This window comes from Streptomyces canus, from assembly GCF_030815415.1.
In the GTDB taxonomy this organism is placed as follows: Bacteria; Actinomycetota; Actinomycetes; order Streptomycetales; family Streptomycetaceae; genus Streptomyces; species Streptomyces canus_F.
In genome coordinates this window covers 6,443,011-6,463,196 of sequence record NZ_JAUSWW010000001.1, presented here as the reverse complement: position 1 = coordinate 6,463,196, position 20,186 = coordinate 6,443,011, and the positions used below count along the sequence as shown (strand labels likewise).

Sequence of the window (20,186 nt, the reverse complement as noted above, 5' to 3'; positions counted from 1 at the left end):
CAAGCTCGCACCCGATACGCCGTCACCGGCACTACCGGTACCGGTAGATGGTGCTGTGGTCCTCCAGTTTCTCGGGTGTCGCACCCCACGGCGGCATCTTCTCTCTCCGCGCCACGATCCGGCCGCGCTGGGCGTCTCCCGGGCCGGGCGGCTTCGCGGGGAGATAGCGGGCGTTCCGATGCCGCAACTGCCAGCGGGACCACACTAGGTCGATGAAGGCATGGTGCATCCAGAAGACGGGGTCGTTGACGGAGGCGCCGGTCGCCATGTGGCCCCCGACCCATCGGTGGACCCGGTTGTGGTTGCGCCACGACACCGCACCGCGTCCCTGCCCCCAGCCCTCCAGCTTGTTGCGGAACCCTTTGGCGGAGGTGGAGTTCCAAGGGGCCGTGTCGTAGACCGGATCCGCGAGGGCCGACTTCAGATCCGTGGCCGTGGGCAGGGCGATGGGGTTCCCAGGGCGGCCGAGGTCGCGCATCAGGTACTCGGCGTCGGTGACCCCCTCCTTGATGGTCCACTGGCCGTGCCGGTAGGCGAAGGGGCCGGTCATGACCTGCCGGTCGGAACGCCGCCCGGTGCCGCCGAGCAGGTCCTCGGTCCACGGTACGGCCGTCGAGCTGCGGTTACGCGTCCAGTCCCAGTACGGCAGGGTCACCGACTCGTCCACGCGGCGCAGCGCCCCCTCCAGCTCCAGCAGCAACCTGCGGTGCCACGGCAGGAAGGAGGGTGCCATGTGGGCCACACGCAGGCCGCTCTCGCCGTCGGGAACGTAGTACTGGATGTGCATGCGCACGAACTCGTCGTACTCACCGCGGCGTTTGACCTCGATGAGCGCGTCGACGAACCGGCGCCGCTCGGAACGGGTGAGCGTGCTGACGTCCTTACGCGTGTACACCATGGTGATGATCCCCCTGGGCTCCCTGGCCGCCGCTCGGCGTCCCGCTGTCGTCCATGCGGCTGCCGCTTCCGTCCGCCGCGGCCAACCGTGCGGTGGGGCCGAGTTCGTCCACAGCCGCGCGCGCCGCGGCCAGCGGTGTCGGATACGACTGGTAGTGGTCGATCATGGTCATCCAACTGCCGTCCACACGACGCATCAGGTGCAGTGGCCGGCCGTCCACGGTGACGTGCCACGCGCCGGAGACGTCGTCTCCCTGCTGCCCGGCGTCATCTCTGACGCCGACGATGCGCCGTCCGCGGTACGTCTCGGCGAACCGCGCCTCCTCCGGGGAGCCCAACGCGGCCAGGACCGGCGCGAGCGCCACCCCGGCCGCCGACGCGAACAGCCCCCGCAGCACCAGCCTCCGCCTGGTTGACTGCATGAACTTGACGACGGGCGACGGGCATGGGGCTGCGCCCGGGGCCAGGGCGTCGACCGCGAGTGTCGGGGAGCCGCCGGCGGACCTCGTGGCGTCGGCCGCGGAACTCGCGGAGCCGTCCGCGTTGTTCACCGATCCGGTCACGGCTTCCCCCGGATCGGCCCTCGACGGCTGCCCGCCGGCCATGGCGCGCAGGGTGGTTGCGCGCCGTCATCGAAGGCGTCACCGACCGGCGGGACGTTGTCGCTCAACAGCTTCTCGCCGACGCTCGACGTGGGCTTCGAGCCTTCGCAGCCGTCCTTGTGGGAGAGGGCGAGGAAGTAGGCCATGTCACCGTCGAGAGCTTCGCCGCCCGATGCCGGGACGGCGGGCGTGCCCGGGTCGTGGGCTTGTGAAGGGTGAGTTTCACTGGTGATTGAGGTCACCGCGGCACCCTATAGACGTGCCGCTACACACTCGGACGTCCTCTCACCCGAACGGCCTACCTGCGTCGACACGACCACACGAACGAGGGGTTCACAGCTCGGCGGATGGCGCTGCGGCAGACAAGACGGGCAGCGGTGGTGGGAAAACCGAAGCCGTGATCGCCCCGGTTCCCGGTGCCGCGGGACCGGGGTGCGGGCGACCGCGGGCAGCCGGAAAGGGCATTTCCTCACCACATTCCATGAACTCCCGGGTACCACCGGAATTCCCCGCGCCGGAATTTCGGCAGCGCATGGAATCTCACTTTTGCCAAACGCCGCCAACAACAGCGGTCCACACTGTTTGCCACCGACGGTGATGCACCCGACTGCCGCAGTTGTACGACGATCGACGGAGAGCTCCGACAATGCAGAGAGCCGACACCGCATGGCGCGGAATCGGCCCTCTTCGGAGCACCCCGGGGGGCAATGCCAGCAGTGGATCAGAAAGGCGCGGGCATCTCGTCCGGGGTAATTCTCAGCTGTGCAACGGCAGGCCGCCCACCAGCGGGGTGCCCTTGTTCAGAGCGGTGGCCGAACGATTCACCGCCTTCAGCAGCGACTCCTTCTTCTTCTTGACGTCGAGCGCGTCCGACGACTGGAGCGGCTGCACGTGGACCGGCCCGTGGTCGACGACGGTCACTGCGTCATTGAGGCTCTCTTGCGCCACGTCGGTAACACTGAGGGCGAACGCTGGCGCGGCGGCACCGGCGAGGACCAGGGACCCGGTAAGGACAGCGGCAGCCTTCAGAGACTTCATGGTGTTCCTTTCTTCGGCAACGTGTGTAGCCGGAGAGAATTTCTGACGCCGTGCACAACGAGCACCGACCGGTTCGGAAACCCTGCGCACGGAAGATTGCCGAGTCCTCATATGAGATCTTTGAAGGATATGACTCTGGAAGTCGGGAACGCGGGACGAGAAAGGACGGAAAGGGTTCCTTGCCCTACGGCGGCAGGAGGCTCGACAGTGAAGCGGTCATGGACCGGTCCGGCGCTGTCGGCCGCAACTGCCGTACGACAGCCGACCGCGGGCAGCCGCGACGGGCAGGCCGCCGACGAGAGAGGTCGGCGGCCTCGAATTCGTTGCCGGTCGTAGCGAGCGAGACCGGCACGGTCCCCGTGGTGGCGGCCCGGCACGGATCCGGCGGCGCGATACGCGGCGTCAGGCCAACAGGCGGCGACTTTCCCGCCGCTGCCGCCCGCCGCCTGCCTGCCACTTGCCACCTGCCTGGCTATTTCCGAAAAATCCGACTTCCCCGATCCGACATGCTTGCCAGGTTTGAACTGATTAGCACCGATAGCGGCTAGAGTGGCGCGCACCTCTCGACGCGCCCCTTCCGCGCGCACCTCGCCTTTGTGCTGCCCCCTCTGACACCGCAACCTCCCGAAAGGGCAACGCCGGTCATGCGCAATTCCCTAGCTCCCCTGGTGCGCCGTGCGACGGTGAGCGCTCTCGCCCTCGCCGGCATCTGGGCTCCCGCCGGTGCCCTGGCGGTCGCGCCTGCCGCGCCGCCACAGCCGGAGGCAGCCCGTCTCGCATTCGCCCAGCGGTACCACGCGCTCCAGCACGGCGGCATCGTCCGCGCGGCCAACGTCTCCATCACGTGCGGTGTGCCGAAGGCGGTCCGCGGATCCCTGCTGTCGGCGCCACGTTCCTGCCCGACCGCGCGCGCGGGCCGGACCGGACGGAACGGCGACTTCGACATGACCTACGTCGATGTCGACAAGGACCCGAACACCTACAACTCCTCCCGCGCCCAGGTGCGTCTGCCCAAGGGCTCACGGGTCAGCTACGCCCGGTTGTACTGGGGCGGCAACCTGCGTGTCGGCGAGCAGAAGCCGCCCAAGGACAACGGACGGGTGCTGATCGCCGAACCAGGCGGGGAGTACCAGGAGCTCCTCGCGGACACGGTCATCGGCCACCGGGTGGCGCACGGAGCGGACGCTTTCCAGGCCTCGGCGAACGTCACCAGGCTGGTTCGGGAGAGCGGGCCGGGTCTGTACACCGTGGCGCAGGTCAACGTGGCGAAGGGCAGGTCGGCGGCGGGTGCGTGGGGCGGCTGGACGCTGGTGGTGGCGTACGAGAACCCGAAGCAGCCGCTGCGGCACCTCGCCGTATGGGACGGCTTCGACGCGCTGAAGTCCGGCGCGGGGCAGGAGATCGGGCTGCGCGGGCTGCGTTTCCCCGCGGGCGCGGGCGGCCGTGCGGGGCTGGTGACGTACGACGGCGACCGCGGCGCGACCGGTGACACCCTCACCCTCACGACCAGCCGCGCACGCGGCCATGCGACCCGCCGCACCGCCCTCACCAGCCCCGGCAATCCCCGTGGCGACGTCCTGAACTCCACGATCAGGGAGCCCGGAAAGGCCCAGTCACAGCGCGTGCCCGCGTACGCCGGCACCCTCGGCTACGACTCCGATGTGTTCGACCTCAGGACAGGGCTGCGGCGCGGCGGTGACCGGTTGGCCTTCCGGTTCGTCTCACAGCGGGACGCGGTGTGGGCCGGCGTGCTCTTCGTCGCCGTCGACGCACAGCAGTGAGGCCTGCTCCCTCCCGTCCCGAGTGCCAGGGTGAGCTGAGGACATCGCACATGCATCCGTCACCGTCCGACTCTCGACCGCGCGTCCTTCACCTCACCCAGCCCGTGGACGGCGGGGCCGCCCGCGTCGTGACGGACCTGGCGCGGGCGCAACTCGCGGCCGGTCTGGCCGTCACGGTGGTCTGCCCCGACGGCGAGCTCACCACCCGGCTCCGGCCGCTGGGCGCGGACGTACGGCACTGGAACGCGACGCGGTCACCGGGTCCGTCGCTCGTGCGGGAGGTACGGCACCTCGTACGGGTGATCGATGAGGTGCGTCCCCATCTGGTGCACGCGCACAGCGCGAAGGCCGGGCTCGCCGGGCGGCTCGCCGTGCGGGGACGCATCCCGACCGTGTTCCAGCCGCACGCCTGGTCGTTCGAGGCGGTCGGTGGGGCCACCTCGGCGCTCGCGCTGGCGTGGGAGCGGTGGGGGGCGCGTTGGGCCTCCCGCATGGTGTGCGTGAGCGAGGCGGAGCGCACGACCGGCGTGCGCGCCGGGATCAGTGGGCGGTGGAGTGTCATCCCCAACGGCGTTGACGCGCAGCGATTCCACCCCGCCCCGGCCGGCGCCGTACGGGCCGGACTGACGCCGTTGCGCAAGGTCGGCCCCGACGCGCCGCTGGTCGTCTGTGTCGGGCGGCTGTGCCGGCAGAAGGGGCAGGACGTCCTGCTGACGGCGTGGAGTTCCGTCGCCCGCAGGGTGCCCGGTGCGCGGCTCGTCCTGGTCGGTGACGGGCCGGACCGCGACCGGCTGCGGGCGCACGCGCCGGGGTCCGTGCTGTTCGCGGGGGCCGTCGCCGACGCCGTCCCCTGGTACCAGGCCGCCGATCTCGTCGTTCTGCCGTCCCGTTGGGAGGGCATGGCGCTGGCCCCGCTGGAGGCGATGGCCTGCGGACGGCCGGTGGTGGTCACCGACGTCGACGGTGCCCGCGAGAGTCTGCCTCCCGCGCTCGCCGCCCGCTGCGTGGTTCCGCCCGAGAACCCCGCGGTGCTGGCCAGGGCCGTCACCGAACTGCTGCTCGACCCGCCGCTGCGCGAGTCGCTCGGCCACCAGGGGCGCCGGTACGTCCTGTCCTCGCACGACGTGCGGCACACCGCCGAGGCGGTCGCGGACGTCTATCGCGACCTGATCAGCCTGCGGCCCGCCCCACGCTTCGCGCCCCCAGAGCATAGGGAGTCGATCCACTCGTGACCGCGGAAAGCGCCCTCTCCTCCCCCGGCACACAGACCCGGGACCACGGACTCTCGCCCGTCTCGGTCATGCCGCCCCGCGGCACCGCCCCGGGTTTGAGGTCCACCGCCCGCAGGCCGCCCGCGCGGCCGTCCTCGCCGATGCCCCTGCTCGTCGCGGACGGCACGGCCGCCCTGCTGGGTGCCATGACACTGACCGGGACTCAGTTCCGTCCGCTGCCGTCGGCCCTGCTGGTGGCGGTGTCACTGCTGCTGCGTCCGCACCGCGTGCGCCCGTCGGTGCCGGGGGTCCTGGACGAACTGCCCGCCCTCTGTGGCCGGACCGCGGTGGCCTGGCTGACGCTTGCGGCGCTCGTGGCGGCGTACCGGCCGGACCACGCGCTGTCCGCAGGCGCCCTGCTGGTGGGCTTCGCCGTGCACGCGGCGGCGAGCTGCGCACTGCGCGGCACCGTGCACGCGAGACGGCGCGCGGCGCTGCTGCGCCACCCGCACACCGCGCTCGTCATCGGCCCGGCGGCGACCGCGCAGCGTGTGGCCGCCGCCGTGCTGCGGCATCCGCGGTGCGGGATGCGGCCGGTGGGCATCGTGGCCGAACGGCAGGACGGCGCCGAGGGCCTGCCGGTGCTGACGACCGGTGAGGAGGTCGAGCGGGCGGTCGTACAGAACGGCGTGCGCGCGGTACTGGCCGTGCACCCTTCGGTGCGGGCCCAGCAGGGACCGCTGCTGCGCGCGCTGGCCGAGTGGGGCTGCGTGGTGTGGGAGGTCGACGCGGACTCTCCGTCGTATGCGACGCAGGAGCGGCTGGCCGGGTTCGCCTGCCGGCGCCTGGAGATGTCCGCGACGCTCCGCGGCAGCGCGGGCAAGCGGACGCTCGACGTCCTTGTGTCGGGGATGCTGCTGCTGCTGGTCAGTCCCCTGCTGCTGGTCTGCGCGGTGGCGCTGCGGATCAGCGACGGGCCGGGCGTGGTGTTCCGGCAGGAGCGCATCGGCAAGGGCGGAAAACCCTTCACCCTGCTGAAGTTCCGCACCCACCGCCCGGTCGACGCGCACGAGGCGGCGACCCGGTGGAGCGTGGCGAACGAACACGAGATGCGCGGGTTCTGCCGCCTGCTGCGGCGCACCTCGTTCGACGAGCTGCTCCAGCTGTGGAACGTGCTCCGGGGCGACATGAGCCTGGTCGGACCGCGGCCCGAACGCCCGTACTTCGTCGCGCAGTTCAGCCGCACCCACCCCGGCTACGCGGACCGTCACCGTCTGCGGACCGGCATCACCGGCCTCGCCCAGATCCACGGGCTGCGCGGCGACACGTCCATCGAGGACCGCTGCCGCTTCGACAACGTCTACATCGACAACTGGTCGCTGTGGCAGGACGTGTGCATCCTGCTGCGCACCGCGGCCACGCTCGTTCGCCCGACGGGGAGCTGAGAGCGGTGAGCCTCGCACTGACACCGCTCGCGCGCTGGGGCACCGTCCTGACGCCGGTCCTGCCCGTCGTGGCCGTGCTCGTCGTGCTGGCGCTGCCGCTGCCTTCGAGCGGTGACTCCGGCCCGGGCCCCGCCGACGCGGTGTCCGGACTCGTGGTGCTGTACTGCGCGATCCGCCTGGTACGGGACCGGCGGCGGCCCTTGTCGCGTACGGCCGCCGTGGTGCTGGGCCTGCCGGTCATCGGGTTGGCCTTCGCCGCCACGGGGGCGTACGCGCCCGGGGTCGGGATCGCCGGAATGGGCCGGTATCTGCAGATCTTCGTGCTCGTGCCGGCGGCGGTCCTGCTGCTGATCCGCGACCGGGCCGACTTCCGGCTGCTGACCTGGGCGTTCGTGGGGCTCGCGGTCGTGCAGGGGGCCTTCGGGGTGCGTCAGTACGTCACCCGGACCGGCGCCTCGTACCAGGGCGAGCCGATCCGGGCGGTCGGCACGTTCGGGCCGCAGGACGTGATGGGCATGGCAACGGTGGTCGCCCTCGGCCTGGTGTGCGCGCTGGGTCTCGCGCTGGGGCGGACCTCCGTACGGCAGCGGGGAGTCGCTGTCCTGTGCGCGCTGGCGCTGCTGCCGCCGCTCGCGCTGTCCTTCAGCCGGGGCGCGTGGATCGCGACGGCCGTGACCTGCACGGTGCAGCTGGTGCTGGCCGGGCTGCGGCGCGCGCTCAAGGCGGCCGCGGCCGTGGTCGCCGTGGGCGTGGTCCTGGTGGGCGGCCTCGGTGTCGGCTCGGCGATGCTGCAGGAGCGGATCGACAGCATCACGCAGGTCACCGACTCCCCCGACCAGTCCGTCGTCGACCGTTACACGATGTGGGCGGCCGCGACCGACATGTGGCTCGAACACCCGCTGACCGGCGTCGGGTTGAAGGGCTTCCCCGAATACCGGGACGGATACGCCTCGCCGGCGCTGTCGTCGGGCAGCGACACGGAGGGCGCGGGGGCCGCGTACCGCAGGCAGCCGCTGCTGTCGCCGCACAACATGTACCTGCTGGTGCTCAGCGAGCAGGGCCTGATCGGGTTGCTGGGACTCGCCGGGAGCTGGCTGGCCCTGCTGGTGTGCGGGCTGCGGGCCGCGGTGCGGGCCCGCAGACCGGGAGCGCACGGCCTCGACTGCGGGCTCGTCGCCTGCGGGCTGCTGGTCTGGCAGCTGACCGACTTCGTGTACGCCGACATCGGCGGCCCCTCCACCGTGCTGTCCGCCGTGTGCTTCGGGCTGGTGGCGTGGTGGGCACTGGCGGACGGGAGCGGCGAGGCGGAGGCCGTGACGACGGTTCCGCTGGACAGGAGCACGGAGAAGGCCGTGGCGCGATGACCGTGACGCCGCCGCGGACCGCGCGGGCTCCCGATCGCGGGACCGACGGGACGGCTGTACCCGCGGCGCGGGCCGCCGCGCAGGCCGTGGACAGCACCGAGATGACCGCGGTCACCCGGAAGTTCCTCGCCAAGGCCACCCTGATCACGGCATCGCTGTCGGTCGCCGGGGCGCTGCTCGGCCTGGTGCGGGACCAGACGCTGGCTCGGCTCTTCGGGGCGGGCAGCGAGACCGACGCCTTTCTGGTCGCATGGACCGTACCGGAGTTCGCCTCCACGCTGCTCATCGAGGACGGGCTGGCCATCGCGCTGATCCCGGCGTTCAGCTTCGCCCTGGTCCGGCGTGCGCAGGGGGCCTCCGGCGACCCGGTCCGCTCCCTGGTCGCCAACACCCTGCCCCGGCTGTCCCTCGGCTTCGTCGCCGTGTCCGCGCTCGTCATCGGCGCGGCCCCGTACCTGGTCGAGGCGCTGGCTCCGGGCCTGCCGGACCCCCGCCTCGCCACGGACTGCACCCGGCTGACGGCGACGTGTGTACTGAGCTTCGGGCTCGCCGGGTACTGCAGCGCGGCCCTGCGGGCGCACCGCCGCTACCTGGCGCCCGCCACGATCTACGTGGCCTACAACGTCGGCATCATCGCCACGATGTTCCTGCTGGGCGGACGCTGGGGCGTGCGATCGGCGGCGGCCGGAGTGGCGGTGGGCGGCTGCCTGATGGTGGCGGCCCAACTGCCTTCCCTGTGGCGGCATCTGAGGAGTCACCCGTCCGCGGCCGGCGGCGCCGGGGCCGAGACACCCCCGAAGAACCTCGCCCTGATCAGTGCGGTTCTCCTCTTCGCCCTGTGCCGCCAGTCCCAGATCCTGATCGAACGCTTCCTCGCCTCCTCCCTTCCCTCCGGGGCCATCTCGCACCTCAACTACGCGCAGAAGGTGGCCCAGATCCCGATGACGCTCTCGTTGATGCTGTGCACCGTCACCTTCCCGGTGGTGGCGCAGGCGCTCGCCGACGGCGACACCGAACGGGCCCGCGCCCGCGTCGAGCGGGACCTGATGCTGGCTTCCTGCCTGGTGCTCGTCGGCGCGGCCACCGTGGTCGCCTGCGCCCCGCAGATCATCGCGATCCTCTTCCAGCGGGGCGCTTTCACCGCACAGGACACGGTGGTGACGGCGGGCGTCATGCGCGTGTACGCCCTCGGGCTGCTCGGCCAGACCCTGGTCGGGGTCCTGATCCGCTCGTACTTCTCGGCGGGGCGGCCCACCTGGTATCCGACCGGCGCGATGGCCGCCGGCGTCGGCGCGACCTTCTGGATCGGGAAGGCGACGGTGAACTCCTGGGGCGTGTCGGGGATCGCCGCCGCCAACGCCGTCGGCATCACCATCACGGCCGCACTGCTGCTGCTCGGCCCTTCGGGCAAGCAGAAGGGAGGGGCGGCCGTCGGTGCGACCGTCACGGCCGCACTGCTGCTCCTCGGCCCTCCGCGCAGGCCGAAGGGACGGGCAGGCGGCAGAAGCCTGCGGGAAGCGCGGCCCGAAGGGCCGGGCACGGTCGCCGTCCCGGCAGCGCCCATGGCACCGCATGGGCGAGCCGTGCAGTACGGCAGCTCGCGCGGGGTCCCGATCCGTACCCGGCAGGTGCTGTCCGAGCTGAGCAGGCCGGTGCTGGCCGCGGGGGCCGCGACGGCGGCGGGGGCGTTCACCGCGAGCGGGCCGCAGTCCCAGGTGGTCGGCCTCGCGGTGGGCTGCGTGACCGTTGCCGCCGTCTTCCTCGTGCTCGGACCGGCCGTTGGTGCCCAGGGCTGCACGTTCGCGTTTCGTTCCGTACGTACCGTCACACGAAGGCTGAGGCATGGTCGCTCCAGTTGAATCCGTCGGTACCGGCAGACGCCCCGCGGCGCGGCCGGGTCCGGTCCCGTGGGTGGCGATGTACCACTCCGTCGGCGATTGCTCCGACGACCCGTACCGCATCACGGTCACACCCGAGCGGCTGGAGCGGCAGCTGGCCTGGCTGCACCGTCGCGGACTGCGCGGCGTGTCCGTGCGCGAGTTGTTCGCCGCCCGCGCCCGGGGCGAGGGGCGGCACCTGGTCGGTCTCACCTTCGACGACGGATACGCCGACTTCCTGGAGCATGCTCTTCCGGCGCTGCGCCACTGGCACTGCGGTGCCACCCTCTTCGTCCTGCCCGGACGGCTCGGCGGCGTCAACTCCTGGGACCCGCTGGGCCCGCGCAAAGCACTGCTGACCGTGGACGGCGTCCGGCGCGCGGCCTCCGAGGGTGTGGAGATCGGCTCCCACGGGCTGACGCACGTCGATCTCACCCGGGCCGACGACGTCACTGTGAAGGCCGAGGTCGCCGACAGCAGGGCGCTGCTGTCGGAGCTGATCAGCGCGCCGGTCGACGGCTTCTGCTACCCGTACGGCACGGTCGACGAGCGTGCCGTCGCCGCCGTACGCGAAGCCGGGTACGCCTACGCCTGCGCCATCGACCCCGGCCCCCTGACCGGCCCGCACGCCCTCCCCCGTCTGCACATCGGCCAGAACGACACGGCCTGGCGGCTGTACCTCAAGCACAAGCTGCACAGGCTGCGCCGGTGCCCCGTGGAGGGCGTGTGACCATGAAGGCCCTGCACATCATCACCGGTCTCGGCGCCGGCGGTGCCGAACAGCAACTCCGTCTGCTGCTGCGACACCTCAGCGCCGACTGCGAGGTGGTGGCCCTCACCAACCCGGGCACCGTCGCCGACGGGCTGATCGCCGACGGCGTCCGCGTGCACCACCTCGGCATGAACGGCAACCGCGATCTGACCGCGCTGCCCCGCCTGGTCCGTCTGATCCGCGCCGGCGGCTACGACCTGGTGCACACCCACCTGTATCGCGCATGTGTCTACGGCCGGTTCGCCGCCCGCCTGGCCGGTGTCCGGGCCGTGGTCGCCACCGAACACTCTCTCGGCGACTCCCAGATGGAAGGCCGGAAGCTGACGGCGGGCGTCCGCGCGCTCTACCTCGCCAGCGAGCGCCTCGGCTCCGCCACGGTCGCCGTCTCCCCCGCGGTCGCCGACCGCCTCAGACGCTGGGGCGTACCCTCCCCGCGCATCGAGGTCATCCCCAACGGCATCGACGTCGATCGATTCCGCTTCGACCCGGCGCGGCGCCACCGCGCCCGCCGCCTCCTCGGCCTGCCGGAGGACGCCTTTGTCGTCGGCGGGATCGGCCGGCTCTGCGCGGCCAAGCGCTTCGACGTCCTCATCCAGGCGATCACCCGGCTTCCGGACGACCACTGGCTGTTGCTGGTCGGCGGCGGCCCGCAGGAGAGTGCCCTGCGCCGCACGGCCCACGAGGCAGGCGTGGCCGACCGTGTCCTGTTCACCGGCGAACGCCCCTACGTCCCCGACGGCTCCCCCGGCCCGGACCTGCCCTCCCTCACCTCCGCCATGGACCTGCTCGCCTCACCGTGCCCGGAGGAGTCCTTCGGGCTGGCGGTCGTGGAGGCCCTGGCGTCCGGCCTGCCCGTGCTCTACGCCTCCAGCCCGGCGATCGAGGACCTGCCCCCGCAGGCCACCGCCGGCGCCCGGCGGGTGCGCGGCGGCCCGGAGGCGTACGCCCGTGCCGTGGCCGGGGTGCGCGCGACCGGCCCACGGCCGCGTACGGCCCCGGAGGCGGCCCACCGCTACCACATCACCCGCAGCGCCGCCCGGCTCATGGACGTGTACGCGACGGCGCTGTCCTGCTCATTGCCCCGCTCACCCCAGGGAGCCAGTACGTCATGACCGACAACCACGCCCGACACCCCCGGCAGCCGGGCCGCCTGACCCGGGCCGGCCTCCTGCGGCCGTGGTCGCTGCTCGCGGCCGGCGCGCTCGCCGGCGGCCTGCTCGGCGGCACCTATGGCACGCTCAAAGCCCCGACGTACACGGCGACCAGCTACGTGATCGCCGTACCGACCGAGAAGTCCGACCCGTCCTCCGCGCTCGGCTTCGCACAGGCGTACGGCCGTGCCGCCACGGACCTCGCGGTGCTCGGAGACGCGCAGGCGTCGGCGGGCGTGCCGGTCCCGACGCTGCGTCGAAGTGTGCGGACGGTCGCCTCGCCGGACGCGCCGATGGTCGCCGTCTCGGCCACCTCCCCGCGCCCCGGGCTCGCCGCCGACATGGCCAACGCGGTCACCCGCGCGTTGACCCGGCACGCGAACGAGACCAAGGCCAGCACCCACGTCGAACTCGTGCAGTTCTCACGGGCGGTGCGGCCGACAGAGCCGACCTCCGCGTCACGGACGGTGACCGGTCTGGTGGGCGCGAGCGCGGGTGGCCTGCTCGGCGGACTGGTGCTGCTCGTACGGCCGAGGCGGACCGGGGACGAGCAGTCCGTTCACCCCGCCTCGGTGCCTGGCCCGGCACCCGCCGCCGACGTGCACGGACAGCTGTGACGGTGGCGTACACGACGGAACTCGTCACCGAGGGACGCGCCTTCGCCGAGGTGGGTCCGGCCTGGGAGCGGCTGTACGAGCGGTGCGGCGCGGCGACCCCGTTCCAGAACCACGCCTGGCTGCACTCGTGGTGGCTGTCGTACGGCAGGCCCGGCCGGCTGCGGCTGGTGCTCGTGCGTGAAGGCGCCGAACTCGTGGCCGCCGCGCCCCTGATGCTCCGGCGCGTCCCGGTGCCCACGCTCGTACCGCTCGGCGGGCCGATCTCCGACTACGGGGACGTCCTGATCGACGACGAGCGGGCGGACGGGGCGGCCGCCGTGCTGGCCGAGGCTTTGTCGGCCGCCGCCCGCACCGCGCTGATCGACTTCCGCGAGGTGCGGCCGGGCGGCGCGGTCGAGCACGTCTACGACCGCTGGACCGGGCCCCGCCACCGGATGCAGGACTCGCTGTGCCTGGAGCTGCCCGCCATGCCCATGGACGGGTTGTTGTCCCGGCTGCCGTCCGGCAAGGCTCAGCGGGCCCGCGCCAAGCTGCGCAAGCTGAGGTCCCTCGGCGTGGAGCGGCACGTCGTGACGCCGGACCAGGTCGGCGCGGCGCTTCAGCGGCTGATCGAACTGCACCGGCTGCAGTGGCAGGGCCGGAAGGTGACGTCGGAGCACCTGCAGGCGCGCTTCTGCGAGCACCTGGTGCGGTCCATGGGACCGATGGTGCGCTCCGGCGACGCGGTGGTCACCGAGTTCCGGCTCGACGACGACGTGGTGGCCGTGGACCTCACGCTGCAGTCGCGCCGCCTCACGGGCGGTTACCTGTACGGCGCACATCCGCGCCTGCGGGAACGCAAGACCGACGTGGCGGCGATGCTCCTCGACGCGTGCACCCAGTACGCGGTCAGCGGCGGGCAGAGCACTCTGAGTCTGCTGCGCGGCAACGAGCCCTACAAGCACCACTGGCGCCCCGAACCCGTGGCCAACCAGCGGCTGTTGCTGGCCCGTCGACGCACCGCTCCGCTGATGTCGGCGGTGGTCGGCTACGTGGCCGCGCGTCGGCGTGGCAAGGAGCTACTGAGTAGCTTCCGGGAACGGACCGATGACGGCGGGTCCGTCTCGGGACCCGCCGTCGCCGACCGCTATCGGATCCGCGACCACCCGTCGAAACGCCGGCACACCTTCCTGACGAACCAGGACTCGATCCAGTCGCCAAGACGCAGCGGCGAGCAGACCGTCGAGCTCAACGGGACAGGAAGTGTGGTGGGCGCGGGCAGCACCGCCGGCCAGCTGGTACGACCGGAGAGCACGGACCGGTAGACCCGGGACGAACCGGGGTTGGCCGGGCACTGCCAGACACCGTGCGGACAGTAGTCGGTCAGCGTGTTGTACAGCGGCTTGTGCGCGTCGATCCAGGCGAGCATCCGCCGCATGTACTCGTCGTTGTCACCATTGCGGAACAGCCCCCATTCTGGATAGGAAATAGGCTTGTTGTGGGATTTCGCGAAGTCCACGTGTGCTTGAAGTCCGTAGGGCTCATTCACCTGTTCGTCGAAGGAAACTCCTCGCGGCTGGTCGTACGCGTCCATGCCGATGATGTCGACAGTGTCGTCACCCGGAAAGCACTGCGTCCAGGGAATGGCGTCCCGGCCGCGACTCGGTGTGAAGTCGAACCGGAATCTCTGGCCCGGCACCGACCGCATGGCAGTGACGATCCTGTTCCAGTACTTCTTCCAGGCCTCCGGATCGGGGCCGCAGCGATGGGTGTACGTCGTGCCGTTCATCTCCCAGCCCAGCACCAGGATCGTGTCCGGCACGTTCAACGCCACCAGCCGCTCGGCGAGGGCGCGGAAGTGGTGATCGAACTGTCCGGCGGCGCCCTGCCGCAGCAGCCACCGGACCTCGGCGTCCGGAACACCCTCCTCGTTGCGCTCCAGCATGGGCACATTGAGGACGAACATCCGGTCGCTCTTGGCCATGCGCCAGCTCGCCCACTCGTGGAGGAAACCCGGAGCGCCCTCGATGTTGCTCCAGCGGTCGCCGGGCAGGTAGCTGTGGCCGACGCGCAGCTCGGCGCCGCCCAGCCAGCTGCTGAGGCTCGTCATGCCCGTCACGCCCGGGGCCCCGGAGTCGAGGAAGACGCCGAAGGCGGGCCTCTCCTCGCCGGGCGCCGGGGTCGTCGGCCCGGTGACGGAAGGGGTGGGCGGGGGCGGCTGCGGCAGGCCTGTGACGGAAGGGACCGACGGCGGCAGCCCGGGGCGGGACGGGACCGTGGGAGCCGGGGTGACAGCGGGTGTCTGCAGTGCCGGCGGCGCGGCCGATGCGGTGACCGCGGGCGCTGTCCACGCCGGGGCGGCCGGCGTCGGAACGGGAGGATCGGCGGAGGGCGGTGTCCCCGCCGCGAAGCTGGCGCCGGACGCCAGCGCGGCCGAGAGGGCGACCGCCGCGGCGACAACCGTCAGCCGCCCGGTCCGGGCCCGGCAATTCTGCAGAACCATGCCTGCTCCTCTCACCGCTCTCACTCTTTCCTCTGCCGTTGCTCTTCGAGTGCCGCCCTACTGACACCCAGTCATATGAAAGTCAGTCACACGAAGGGGAATGGCGCCATCGCGCTTACGACTTTCGAGCACCTCGCTCCCCTGTATGGGTGAGCCGATCTGAAGGAATGAAATCCGTGCCGCTGCTCGACACCCGCGTCCCCGCCGTTCTGCTGCGGATCGACCGGAATCCCTTTCACCACGGAACGCTGGGGGCCGTGCGCTCGCTCGGCAGAGCGGGAGTGGAGGTGCATGTGGTCGCCGATGCCACGGGAAGTCCCGTCACCAGATCGCGCTTCGTCAGCGAAATGCATCCTCCGCCGCCGCCCGGGGCATCCCCCGACGAGATCGCCGTCGTGCTGCGCCGGGTGGCCGCCCGGGTCGCGCGTCCCGCCGTCCTGATCCCGATGGACGACGCGAGCGCGGTCGCCGTGAGCCGCATGCGCGAGGAACTCACCCCCTCCTATCTGCTGCCCGACACGCCCGGCGCCCTGCCCGAACGCGTCGCCGACAAGGCCGAACTGGCCCTCGTATGCGCGTCCGCGGGCATCCCGCACCCGGTCACGCTGGTCCCCGACAGCCTGGCGGAGGCCGCCGACGCCACCCGGCGGCTGGGTCTGCCGATAGTGGCGAAGTGGAGCCGGCCCTGGCAGGTGCCGGCGGGCAGCGGGCTGCACAGCACGGTGCTGGTGAAGTCCACGCGGCAGGCAGGGGAGCTGTACCTGCGTACCGGGGAGGCCGGCAGCCCGCTGCTCCTGCAGGCGTATCTGCCGCCGGGCCGGGACCGCGACTGGTTCTGCCACGGATACGCCGACCGCTCCTGCGTCGTGCGCGCGGGCGGGCCCGGCCGCAAACAACGGGCGTGGCCGCGCGGAGCGGGCCTGACCGCGGTCGGCCGCTGGACGGACAACCCGCAGGTGCGGGCGCTCGCCGAACGGCTCACCGGCGAGCTGGGCTACCGCGGAATCTTCGACCTCGACTTCCGCCGCTGCGGCACGACGGGCCGCTACCACCTGCTCGACTTCAACCCCCGCCCCGGCGCCCAGTTCCGGCTCTTCACCGACACCGCCGGCCTGGACGTCGTACGCGCCCTGCACCTCGACCTGACCGACCGTCAACTGCCTGTGGCCGAGCCCCAGGAGGGACGGTCGTTCGTGGTGGAGAACTACGCACCGCTCGCTGCCCTGCGGCGGGCGCCCCACGGACGCGAACTGGCCTGGCACGCCCCGGACGACCCGGCTCCCGGCCGAGCGATGTGGGCCCTGTGGTGCCGTCATGTGGCCCGTCGCCTGCAAGAGCGGCTCCCCGCGGCCCCGGCGGCGCCCGGGCCGGCCCGCGTGGGCCGCCAGGTGGCCGCACCATCCCTGATCGACGACGAGAAAGCGAGAAGTCACTGATGTACGACTTGCTGGTGGTGGGCGCCGGCCCGTACGGCCTGTCCATCGCGTCACACGCCGCGGCCGCCGGGCTGAACCTTCGCGTCCTCGGACGGCCCATGGCGTCCTGGCGGGACCACATGTCCGGTGGCATGTTCCTGAAGTCGGAACCCTGGGCCTCCAACCTCTCTGATCCCGAGGGGCGTTGGCGCCTGGACGCCTACTGCACGACCCAGGGCCTGACGGCGCGGCACGCCGAACCGATTCCGGTGGCGACGTTCGCCGCGTACGGCCTGTGGTTCGCCCAGAACGCCGTGCCCCAGGTGGACGAGCGGATGGTGAGCCGGGTGACGGCCCGCGCTGCCGGCTTCGAGGTGGTCACGGAGGACGGAGAGGTACTGCGCGCCCGGACGGTGGCGCTCGCGGTAGGCGTCATGCCTTTCGTGGAGGTGCCGTCTGCGCTGCGTGGCCTGCACCCCGCACTCGTCTCGCACAGCAGTCACCACAGCGACCTGGAGCGATACCGCGGCAGGGACGTCACGGTGATCGGAGGCGGCCAGGCGGCCCTGGAGACCGCCGCGCTGCTCGCCGAACAGGGCACGCGTGTACGGGTGGTGGCCCGGGCCGACCGGCTGTGCTGGAACGACGTACCCCCGCCCTGGCGGCGACCCTTGTGGAAGTCGGCCCGCGCCCCGCACAGCGGCCTCGGCTGCGGCTGGCGCAACTGGTTCTACGCCGAACGCCCGGGCCTCTTCCACCGCCTCCCCGAGCCCACTCGAGCGCGCATCGCGGCCACCGCGCTGGGCCCGGCGGGCGCCTGGTGGGTACGTGACCGGGTCGAGCCGGCGGTGGAGGTGCTGCTCGGCCACGAGGTCGCCGCAGCCCGTGCGGTGCCGGGCGGCGTACGACTGGAGGCGGTGAGCCGGAGCGGGGAGCCGCTCTCCCTGGAGACCGAACACGTGATCGCGGCCACGGGGTTCCGGGCGACCCGGGACCGGCTGGCCCTGCTCTGCGACGACCTGCGCGGGAGCCTTGCGACGGCGGCCGACGGCTCCCCTGCGGTCGGGCGGGGCTTCGAGTCCTCGCACCCGGGACTGTTCCTCGCGGGTCTGGTGACAGCTTCCGCGTTCGGGCCGGCCATGCGCTTCGTCCACGGCGCGAGCTTCACGGCAGCGACCCTCGTACGAGGGGTTCGCCACCGGCTGCGCGCCACCCCGACCGCCGCAGCGATCCCGGTACCAGCGGTCCGGGAACCCGCGGAGGCACCGTCGCGGGCAAGTGGCTGACGAAAGATGCCGGGTGCCGGACGCGCTGCGTCCGGGCGCCCGGCAGGAAGCACTACCGACGGGAGGTGGTCCGTCCTCGCCGGTAAAGGGCTACGCCGCCCGTGATCAGCAGCGCGGCAACGCCCGAGCCCACGATGGTCTCGGCCCCGGCGCCGGTCTCGGGGAGGGTGGGAGGCTGCGCCGGGGGCCCGGCGGGCGGCTTCACCGAGGGCGGGGTGTGCGAGGGCGGAGCGTGCGAGGGCGGCGTCCTGGTCGGCGGTGTGGTGACGGGCGGTGATGCCGGCGCGGTGGGAGGACCCGTGGGCGGCGTGTCCGAGTCGTCGCCGTAGCCGGCGTCGTCGTCGCCGTAGCCGGCGTCGTCGTCGCCGTTCTCGACGGCGTGGTTGCCGTTGCCATCGCCCGTACCGACGACGCCCTTGACGCTACCGCCTCCGTCGCCCTTACCGACGATCTCCTTACCGCTGTCACTGTCGCCGCTGTCGCCGTAACCCTCGATGTCGGCGTGGGCGTTGGCTTGCCCTCTGACGGAGCTGTGATCGGCGTGCTCGCGAGGGGCGCTGTCGTCGTGCTGGGCGTCGGGCGCGCCCGACAGGGCACCGAGCGATCCCCCCAGGGTCCCTTCGGACTGTGCGTCCGCGAACGCCGGGATGCCGCACAGGGACAGAATGCTGGTCGCGGCTGCGGCCACGACCATTCCCCTGCTCAGGTTCTGTCGCAATCTATTCGTCTTCCTGATCGAAGCAGTGGAAAAGCCGGACCCGGTTTCGTCAGCTCCGCCCCCTCTTCCTACCGTTGCGCCGGGAAACGACTTGCCGCCTGCCATAGTTTCGTTGCCACCTGATTTTCTGGCTGGTCCAGTGATGGGATCCGGTGAAGTGCCAATACCGGCAACCCGAGCATCGGTAGATTCGGTCCGGAATTTTCTCCAGCAGTGGCTGCTTGATCAGCCAGGCCCTCGCCTCGGATTCAGTCCGGAAAGACGCTTTCCCTGTCTCCGGACAACGCGGAAAGACGATCATATCGCCCACACTTCCCTCCGAGGCGCACTTCGATTCACATTCCTCTTCAGCAGAAGGACGGAATCGATGGTGCACCAAGAGGAAAACAGGCATCAAGCAGGTGGCACCCATACGGATGAAGATCCGGCGAGGTTCATCCGTACAGCCCACAAAGAAAGGCTCATGTGAATTTCACCGATGGGACGATATTCGTAGCCTAAAAGCATCAGCGGCCACCCGTACGGATGGCCGCTGCGATCCCGCTGTTCAGTTCTTCCGATCCGCTCGGTTCGCCGTCGGCGTGCGGAGGGACAAGCACCACTTCGGCATCATGGGAGCTCGCTCCCCGGACCAGCCGGCGACGGCTGGCTGATCAGCGCTTCGGAGCGACCAGCGTGCAGAAGTTGCCGATGTTCGTGACATTGTCACCGAGGACACTGACCGCCGGGGCGATCGTGATCGTAGAGGCGGTAAATTCCTGGTCGCATTCGAGGGACTGCGCGTTGGCGGCGGGGGGCTGGGGCGGCTCACCCTCACAGACCGCGGCCTGAGCGGCCCCGGCCGTCAGTCCGACGCCACTGATAACGCTGGTCACCAGCATGAGCTTCTTGAACCTGTGCACGCGTAACTCCATGGATTGACTCGCGGCCACTACGAAACGTCGTGGCTCCGTCCAGAACGGCAAAGGAGACGTCGAGCTTCTCGCATCTCGACATCTCCTTTTCTACGAATTAATGCCGCTGCCCCTTCGACCCGGAGCCACCGGATCAATCAGAGCGTGTGACGCGACAAGTATGGGAGCAACGGGTTTTGCACTGAAGGCGCGAGACCCGCTTCCCCGCCGCACGTCGGTTCAGTCTTCGGCGTTGGCCGCCGAGCAGAAGTTGCCGATGTTCTGCTCCAGGTCGCCAGTGGTGACCGCCGGAAGGGCGGTGAAGGCGGCGCCGGCGTCGAACGACTGCTCGCACTTCACGACCTGCAGGTTGTCGACGGCGAACGGGCCGTCGTAGTCGCCACCATGGGCACTGGCAACCCCGCCGCCCACAAGGCCGAGACCGCCGACCATGGCCGCCACGGCAGCAGTCTTCTTGAGCTTGTTCATCACGTCTCCGTTTTCTCCACGCACACGACCCTCCTTACGGACCGTGTCCGACTCGTCACAGACGCTAACACAGATTTCCCCCATTCCGCCATTTCAGACACGCCGGATCGGATAGGACCAATCAAGTTATGCACACCTTTTACGACAA

At 71.3% G+C, this 20,186-nt stretch carries 18 protein-coding genes and 1 pseudogene; 11 read left to right on the top strand and 8 right to left on the bottom strand.

Going from position 1 to position 20,186, the window contains the following annotated elements; genetic code table 11:
• Positions 1-31: 31 nt before the first annotated feature.
• From QF037_RS29950 to QF037_RS29935, 4 genes are all read right to left on the bottom strand, one after another.
• The gene (locus QF037_RS29950; protein ID WP_307030477.1) at positions 32-898 is read right to left on the bottom strand and encodes a tyrosinase family protein; all 867 of its coding nucleotides are present in this window, start codon (positions 896-898) and stop codon (positions 32-34) included.
• Positions 882-1,319 (bottom strand): tyrosinase family oxidase copper chaperone, encoded by a 438-nt coding sequence (locus QF037_RS29945; protein ID WP_307037439.1) that lies wholly within the window; start codon positions 1,317-1,319, stop codon positions 882-884. Before QF037_RS29945 ends, QF037_RS29950 begins: the two co-directional genes overlap by 17 nt.
• A gap of 137 nt (positions 1,320-1,456) precedes the next feature.
• A complete protein-coding gene (locus QF037_RS29940; protein ID WP_307030475.1) occupies positions 1,457-1,741 on the bottom strand; it encodes a DUF5949 family protein in 285 nt (94 codons plus the stop codon).
• Between the two features lie 514 nt (positions 1,742-2,255).
• Positions 2,256-2,537: a hypothetical protein gene (locus QF037_RS29935; protein WP_307030473.1), complete on the bottom strand. Its 282-nt coding sequence runs from the start codon at positions 2,535-2,537 to the stop codon at positions 2,256-2,258.
• Positions 2,538-3,181: 644 nt separating this feature from the next.
• Here QF037_RS29935 and QF037_RS29930 point away from each other — a divergent pair.
• The 9 genes and pseudogenes from QF037_RS29930 to QF037_RS29890 form a co-directional block, all read left to right on the top strand.
• Positions 3,182-4,318: a DUF3344 domain-containing protein gene (locus QF037_RS29930; RefSeq protein ID WP_307030471.1), complete on the top strand. Its 1,137-nt coding sequence runs from the start codon at positions 3,182-3,184 to the stop codon at positions 4,316-4,318.
• Positions 4,319-4,368: 50 nt separating this feature from the next.
• Positions 4,369-5,550, top strand: a complete 1,182-nt coding sequence (locus QF037_RS29925; protein ID WP_307030469.1) for a glycosyltransferase — start codon at positions 4,369-4,371, stop codon at positions 5,548-5,550.
• Complete coding sequence (locus tag QF037_RS29920; RefSeq protein ID WP_307030467.1) at positions 5,547-6,974, top strand: exopolysaccharide biosynthesis polyprenyl glycosylphosphotransferase; 1,428 nt, start codon at positions 5,547-5,549, stop codon at positions 6,972-6,974. Before QF037_RS29925 ends, QF037_RS29920 begins: the two co-directional genes overlap by 4 nt.
• A 5-nt stretch (positions 6,975-6,979) precedes the next feature.
• The gene (locus QF037_RS29915) at positions 6,980-8,338 is read left to right on the top strand and encodes an O-antigen ligase family protein (protein WP_307030465.1); all 1,359 of its coding nucleotides are present in this window, start codon (positions 6,980-6,982) and stop codon (positions 8,336-8,338) included.
• Complete coding sequence (murJ, locus tag QF037_RS29910; RefSeq protein ID WP_307030463.1) at positions 8,335-10,197, top strand: murein biosynthesis integral membrane protein MurJ; 1,863 nt, start codon at positions 8,335-8,337, stop codon at positions 10,195-10,197. The genes QF037_RS29915 and murJ overlap by 4 nt, the downstream gene beginning before the upstream one ends.
• On the top strand, positions 10,181-10,945 hold the full coding sequence (locus QF037_RS29905) for a polysaccharide deacetylase family protein (protein ID WP_307030461.1): 765 nt from the start codon (positions 10,181-10,183) through the stop codon (positions 10,943-10,945). Before murJ ends, QF037_RS29905 begins: the two co-directional genes overlap by 17 nt.
• A gap of 2 nt (positions 10,946-10,947) precedes the next feature.
• Entirely contained in the window at positions 10,948-12,099 is a 1,152-nt protein-coding gene (locus QF037_RS29900) for a glycosyltransferase (protein ID WP_307037437.1), read from the top strand.
• The gene (locus QF037_RS29895; RefSeq protein ID WP_307030459.1) at positions 12,096-12,755 is read left to right on the top strand and encodes a lipopolysaccharide biosynthesis protein; all 660 of its coding nucleotides are present in this window, start codon (positions 12,096-12,098) and stop codon (positions 12,753-12,755) included. Before QF037_RS29900 ends, QF037_RS29895 begins: the two co-directional genes overlap by 4 nt.
• A 2-nt stretch (positions 12,756-12,757) precedes the next feature.
• Positions 12,758-13,852 (top strand): annotated as a pseudogene (locus QF037_RS29890) (GNAT family N-acetyltransferase); the annotation flags it as partial.
• Between the two features lie 29 nt (positions 13,853-13,881).
• Here QF037_RS29890 and QF037_RS29885 read toward each other — a convergent pair.
• Positions 13,882-15,237, bottom strand: a complete 1,356-nt coding sequence (locus tag QF037_RS29885) for a glycoside hydrolase family 26 protein (RefSeq protein ID WP_307030457.1) — start codon at positions 15,235-15,237, stop codon at positions 13,882-13,884.
• Positions 15,238-15,413: 176 nt separating this feature from the next.
• Between QF037_RS29885 and QF037_RS29880 the strand changes: the two genes are divergently transcribed.
• Both QF037_RS29880 and QF037_RS29875 read left to right on the top strand, forming a co-directional pair.
• On the top strand, positions 15,414-16,673 hold the full coding sequence (locus tag QF037_RS29880; RefSeq protein WP_307030455.1) for a carboxylate--amine ligase: 1,260 nt from the start codon (positions 15,414-15,416) through the stop codon (positions 16,671-16,673).
• Positions 16,673-17,938 (top strand): NAD(P)-binding domain-containing protein, encoded by a 1,266-nt coding sequence (locus QF037_RS29875; RefSeq protein ID WP_307030452.1) that lies wholly within the window; start codon positions 16,673-16,675, stop codon positions 17,936-17,938. The genes QF037_RS29880 and QF037_RS29875 overlap by 1 nt, the downstream gene beginning before the upstream one ends.
• A 52-nt stretch (positions 17,939-17,990) precedes the next feature.
• On the opposite strand, the gene QF037_RS29870 is transcribed toward QF037_RS29875, so the two are convergent.
• The 3 genes from QF037_RS29870 to QF037_RS29860 all read right to left on the bottom strand — a co-directional run bounded on the left by QF037_RS29870 (position 17,991) and on the right by QF037_RS29860 (position 20,062).
• A complete protein-coding gene (locus QF037_RS29870) occupies positions 17,991-18,626 on the bottom strand; it encodes an LPXTG cell wall anchor domain-containing protein (protein ID WP_307030450.1) in 636 nt (211 codons plus the stop codon).
• A gap of 683 nt (positions 18,627-19,309) precedes the next feature.
• Entirely contained in the window at positions 19,310-19,558 is a 249-nt protein-coding gene (locus QF037_RS29865) for a hypothetical protein (protein WP_307030448.1), read from the bottom strand.
• A gap of 231 nt (positions 19,559-19,789) precedes the next feature.
• Positions 19,790-20,062, bottom strand: coding sequence for a hypothetical protein (locus tag QF037_RS29860; protein ID WP_307030446.1), 273 nt, complete (start codon positions 20,060-20,062; stop codon positions 19,790-19,792).
• Between the last annotated feature and the right edge of the window lie 124 nt (positions 20,063-20,186).

What these genes read in the sequence shown, in the direction of transcription:
- QF037_RS29950 (WP_307030477.1), bottom strand. Translation starts at nt 898, where the DNA reads ATGGTGTACACGCGTAAGGACGTCAGCACGCTCACCCGTTCCGAGCGG.
- QF037_RS29945 (WP_307037439.1), bottom strand. Translation starts at nt 1,319, where the DNA reads ATGCAGTCAACCAGGCGGAGGCTGGTGCTGCGGGGGCTGTTCGCGTCG.
- QF037_RS29935 (WP_307030473.1), bottom strand. Translation starts at nt 2,537, where the DNA reads ATGAAGTCTCTGAAGGCTGCCGCTGTCCTTACCGGGTCCCTGGTCCTC.
- QF037_RS29930 (WP_307030471.1), top strand. Translation starts at nt 3,182, where the DNA reads ATGCGCAATTCCCTAGCTCCCCTGGTGCGCCGTGCGACGGTGAGCGCT.
- QF037_RS29925 (WP_307030469.1), top strand. Translation starts at nt 4,369, where the DNA reads ATGCATCCGTCACCGTCCGACTCTCGACCGCGCGTCCTTCACCTCACC.
- murJ (WP_307030463.1), top strand. Translation starts at nt 8,335, where the DNA reads ATGACCGTGACGCCGCCGCGGACCGCGCGGGCTCCCGATCGCGGGACC.
- QF037_RS29905 (WP_307030461.1), top strand. Translation starts at nt 10,181, where the DNA reads ATGGTCGCTCCAGTTGAATCCGTCGGTACCGGCAGACGCCCCGCGGCG.
- QF037_RS29900 (WP_307037437.1), top strand. Translation starts at nt 10,948, where the DNA reads ATGAAGGCCCTGCACATCATCACCGGTCTCGGCGCCGGCGGTGCCGAA.
- QF037_RS29895 (WP_307030459.1), top strand. Translation starts at nt 12,096, where the DNA reads ATGACCGACAACCACGCCCGACACCCCCGGCAGCCGGGCCGCCTGACC.
- QF037_RS29885 (WP_307030457.1), bottom strand. Translation starts at nt 15,237, where the DNA reads ATGGTTCTGCAGAATTGCCGGGCCCGGACCGGGCGGCTGACGGTTGTC.
- QF037_RS29875 (WP_307030452.1), top strand. Translation starts at nt 16,673, where the DNA reads ATGTACGACTTGCTGGTGGTGGGCGCCGGCCCGTACGGCCTGTCCATC.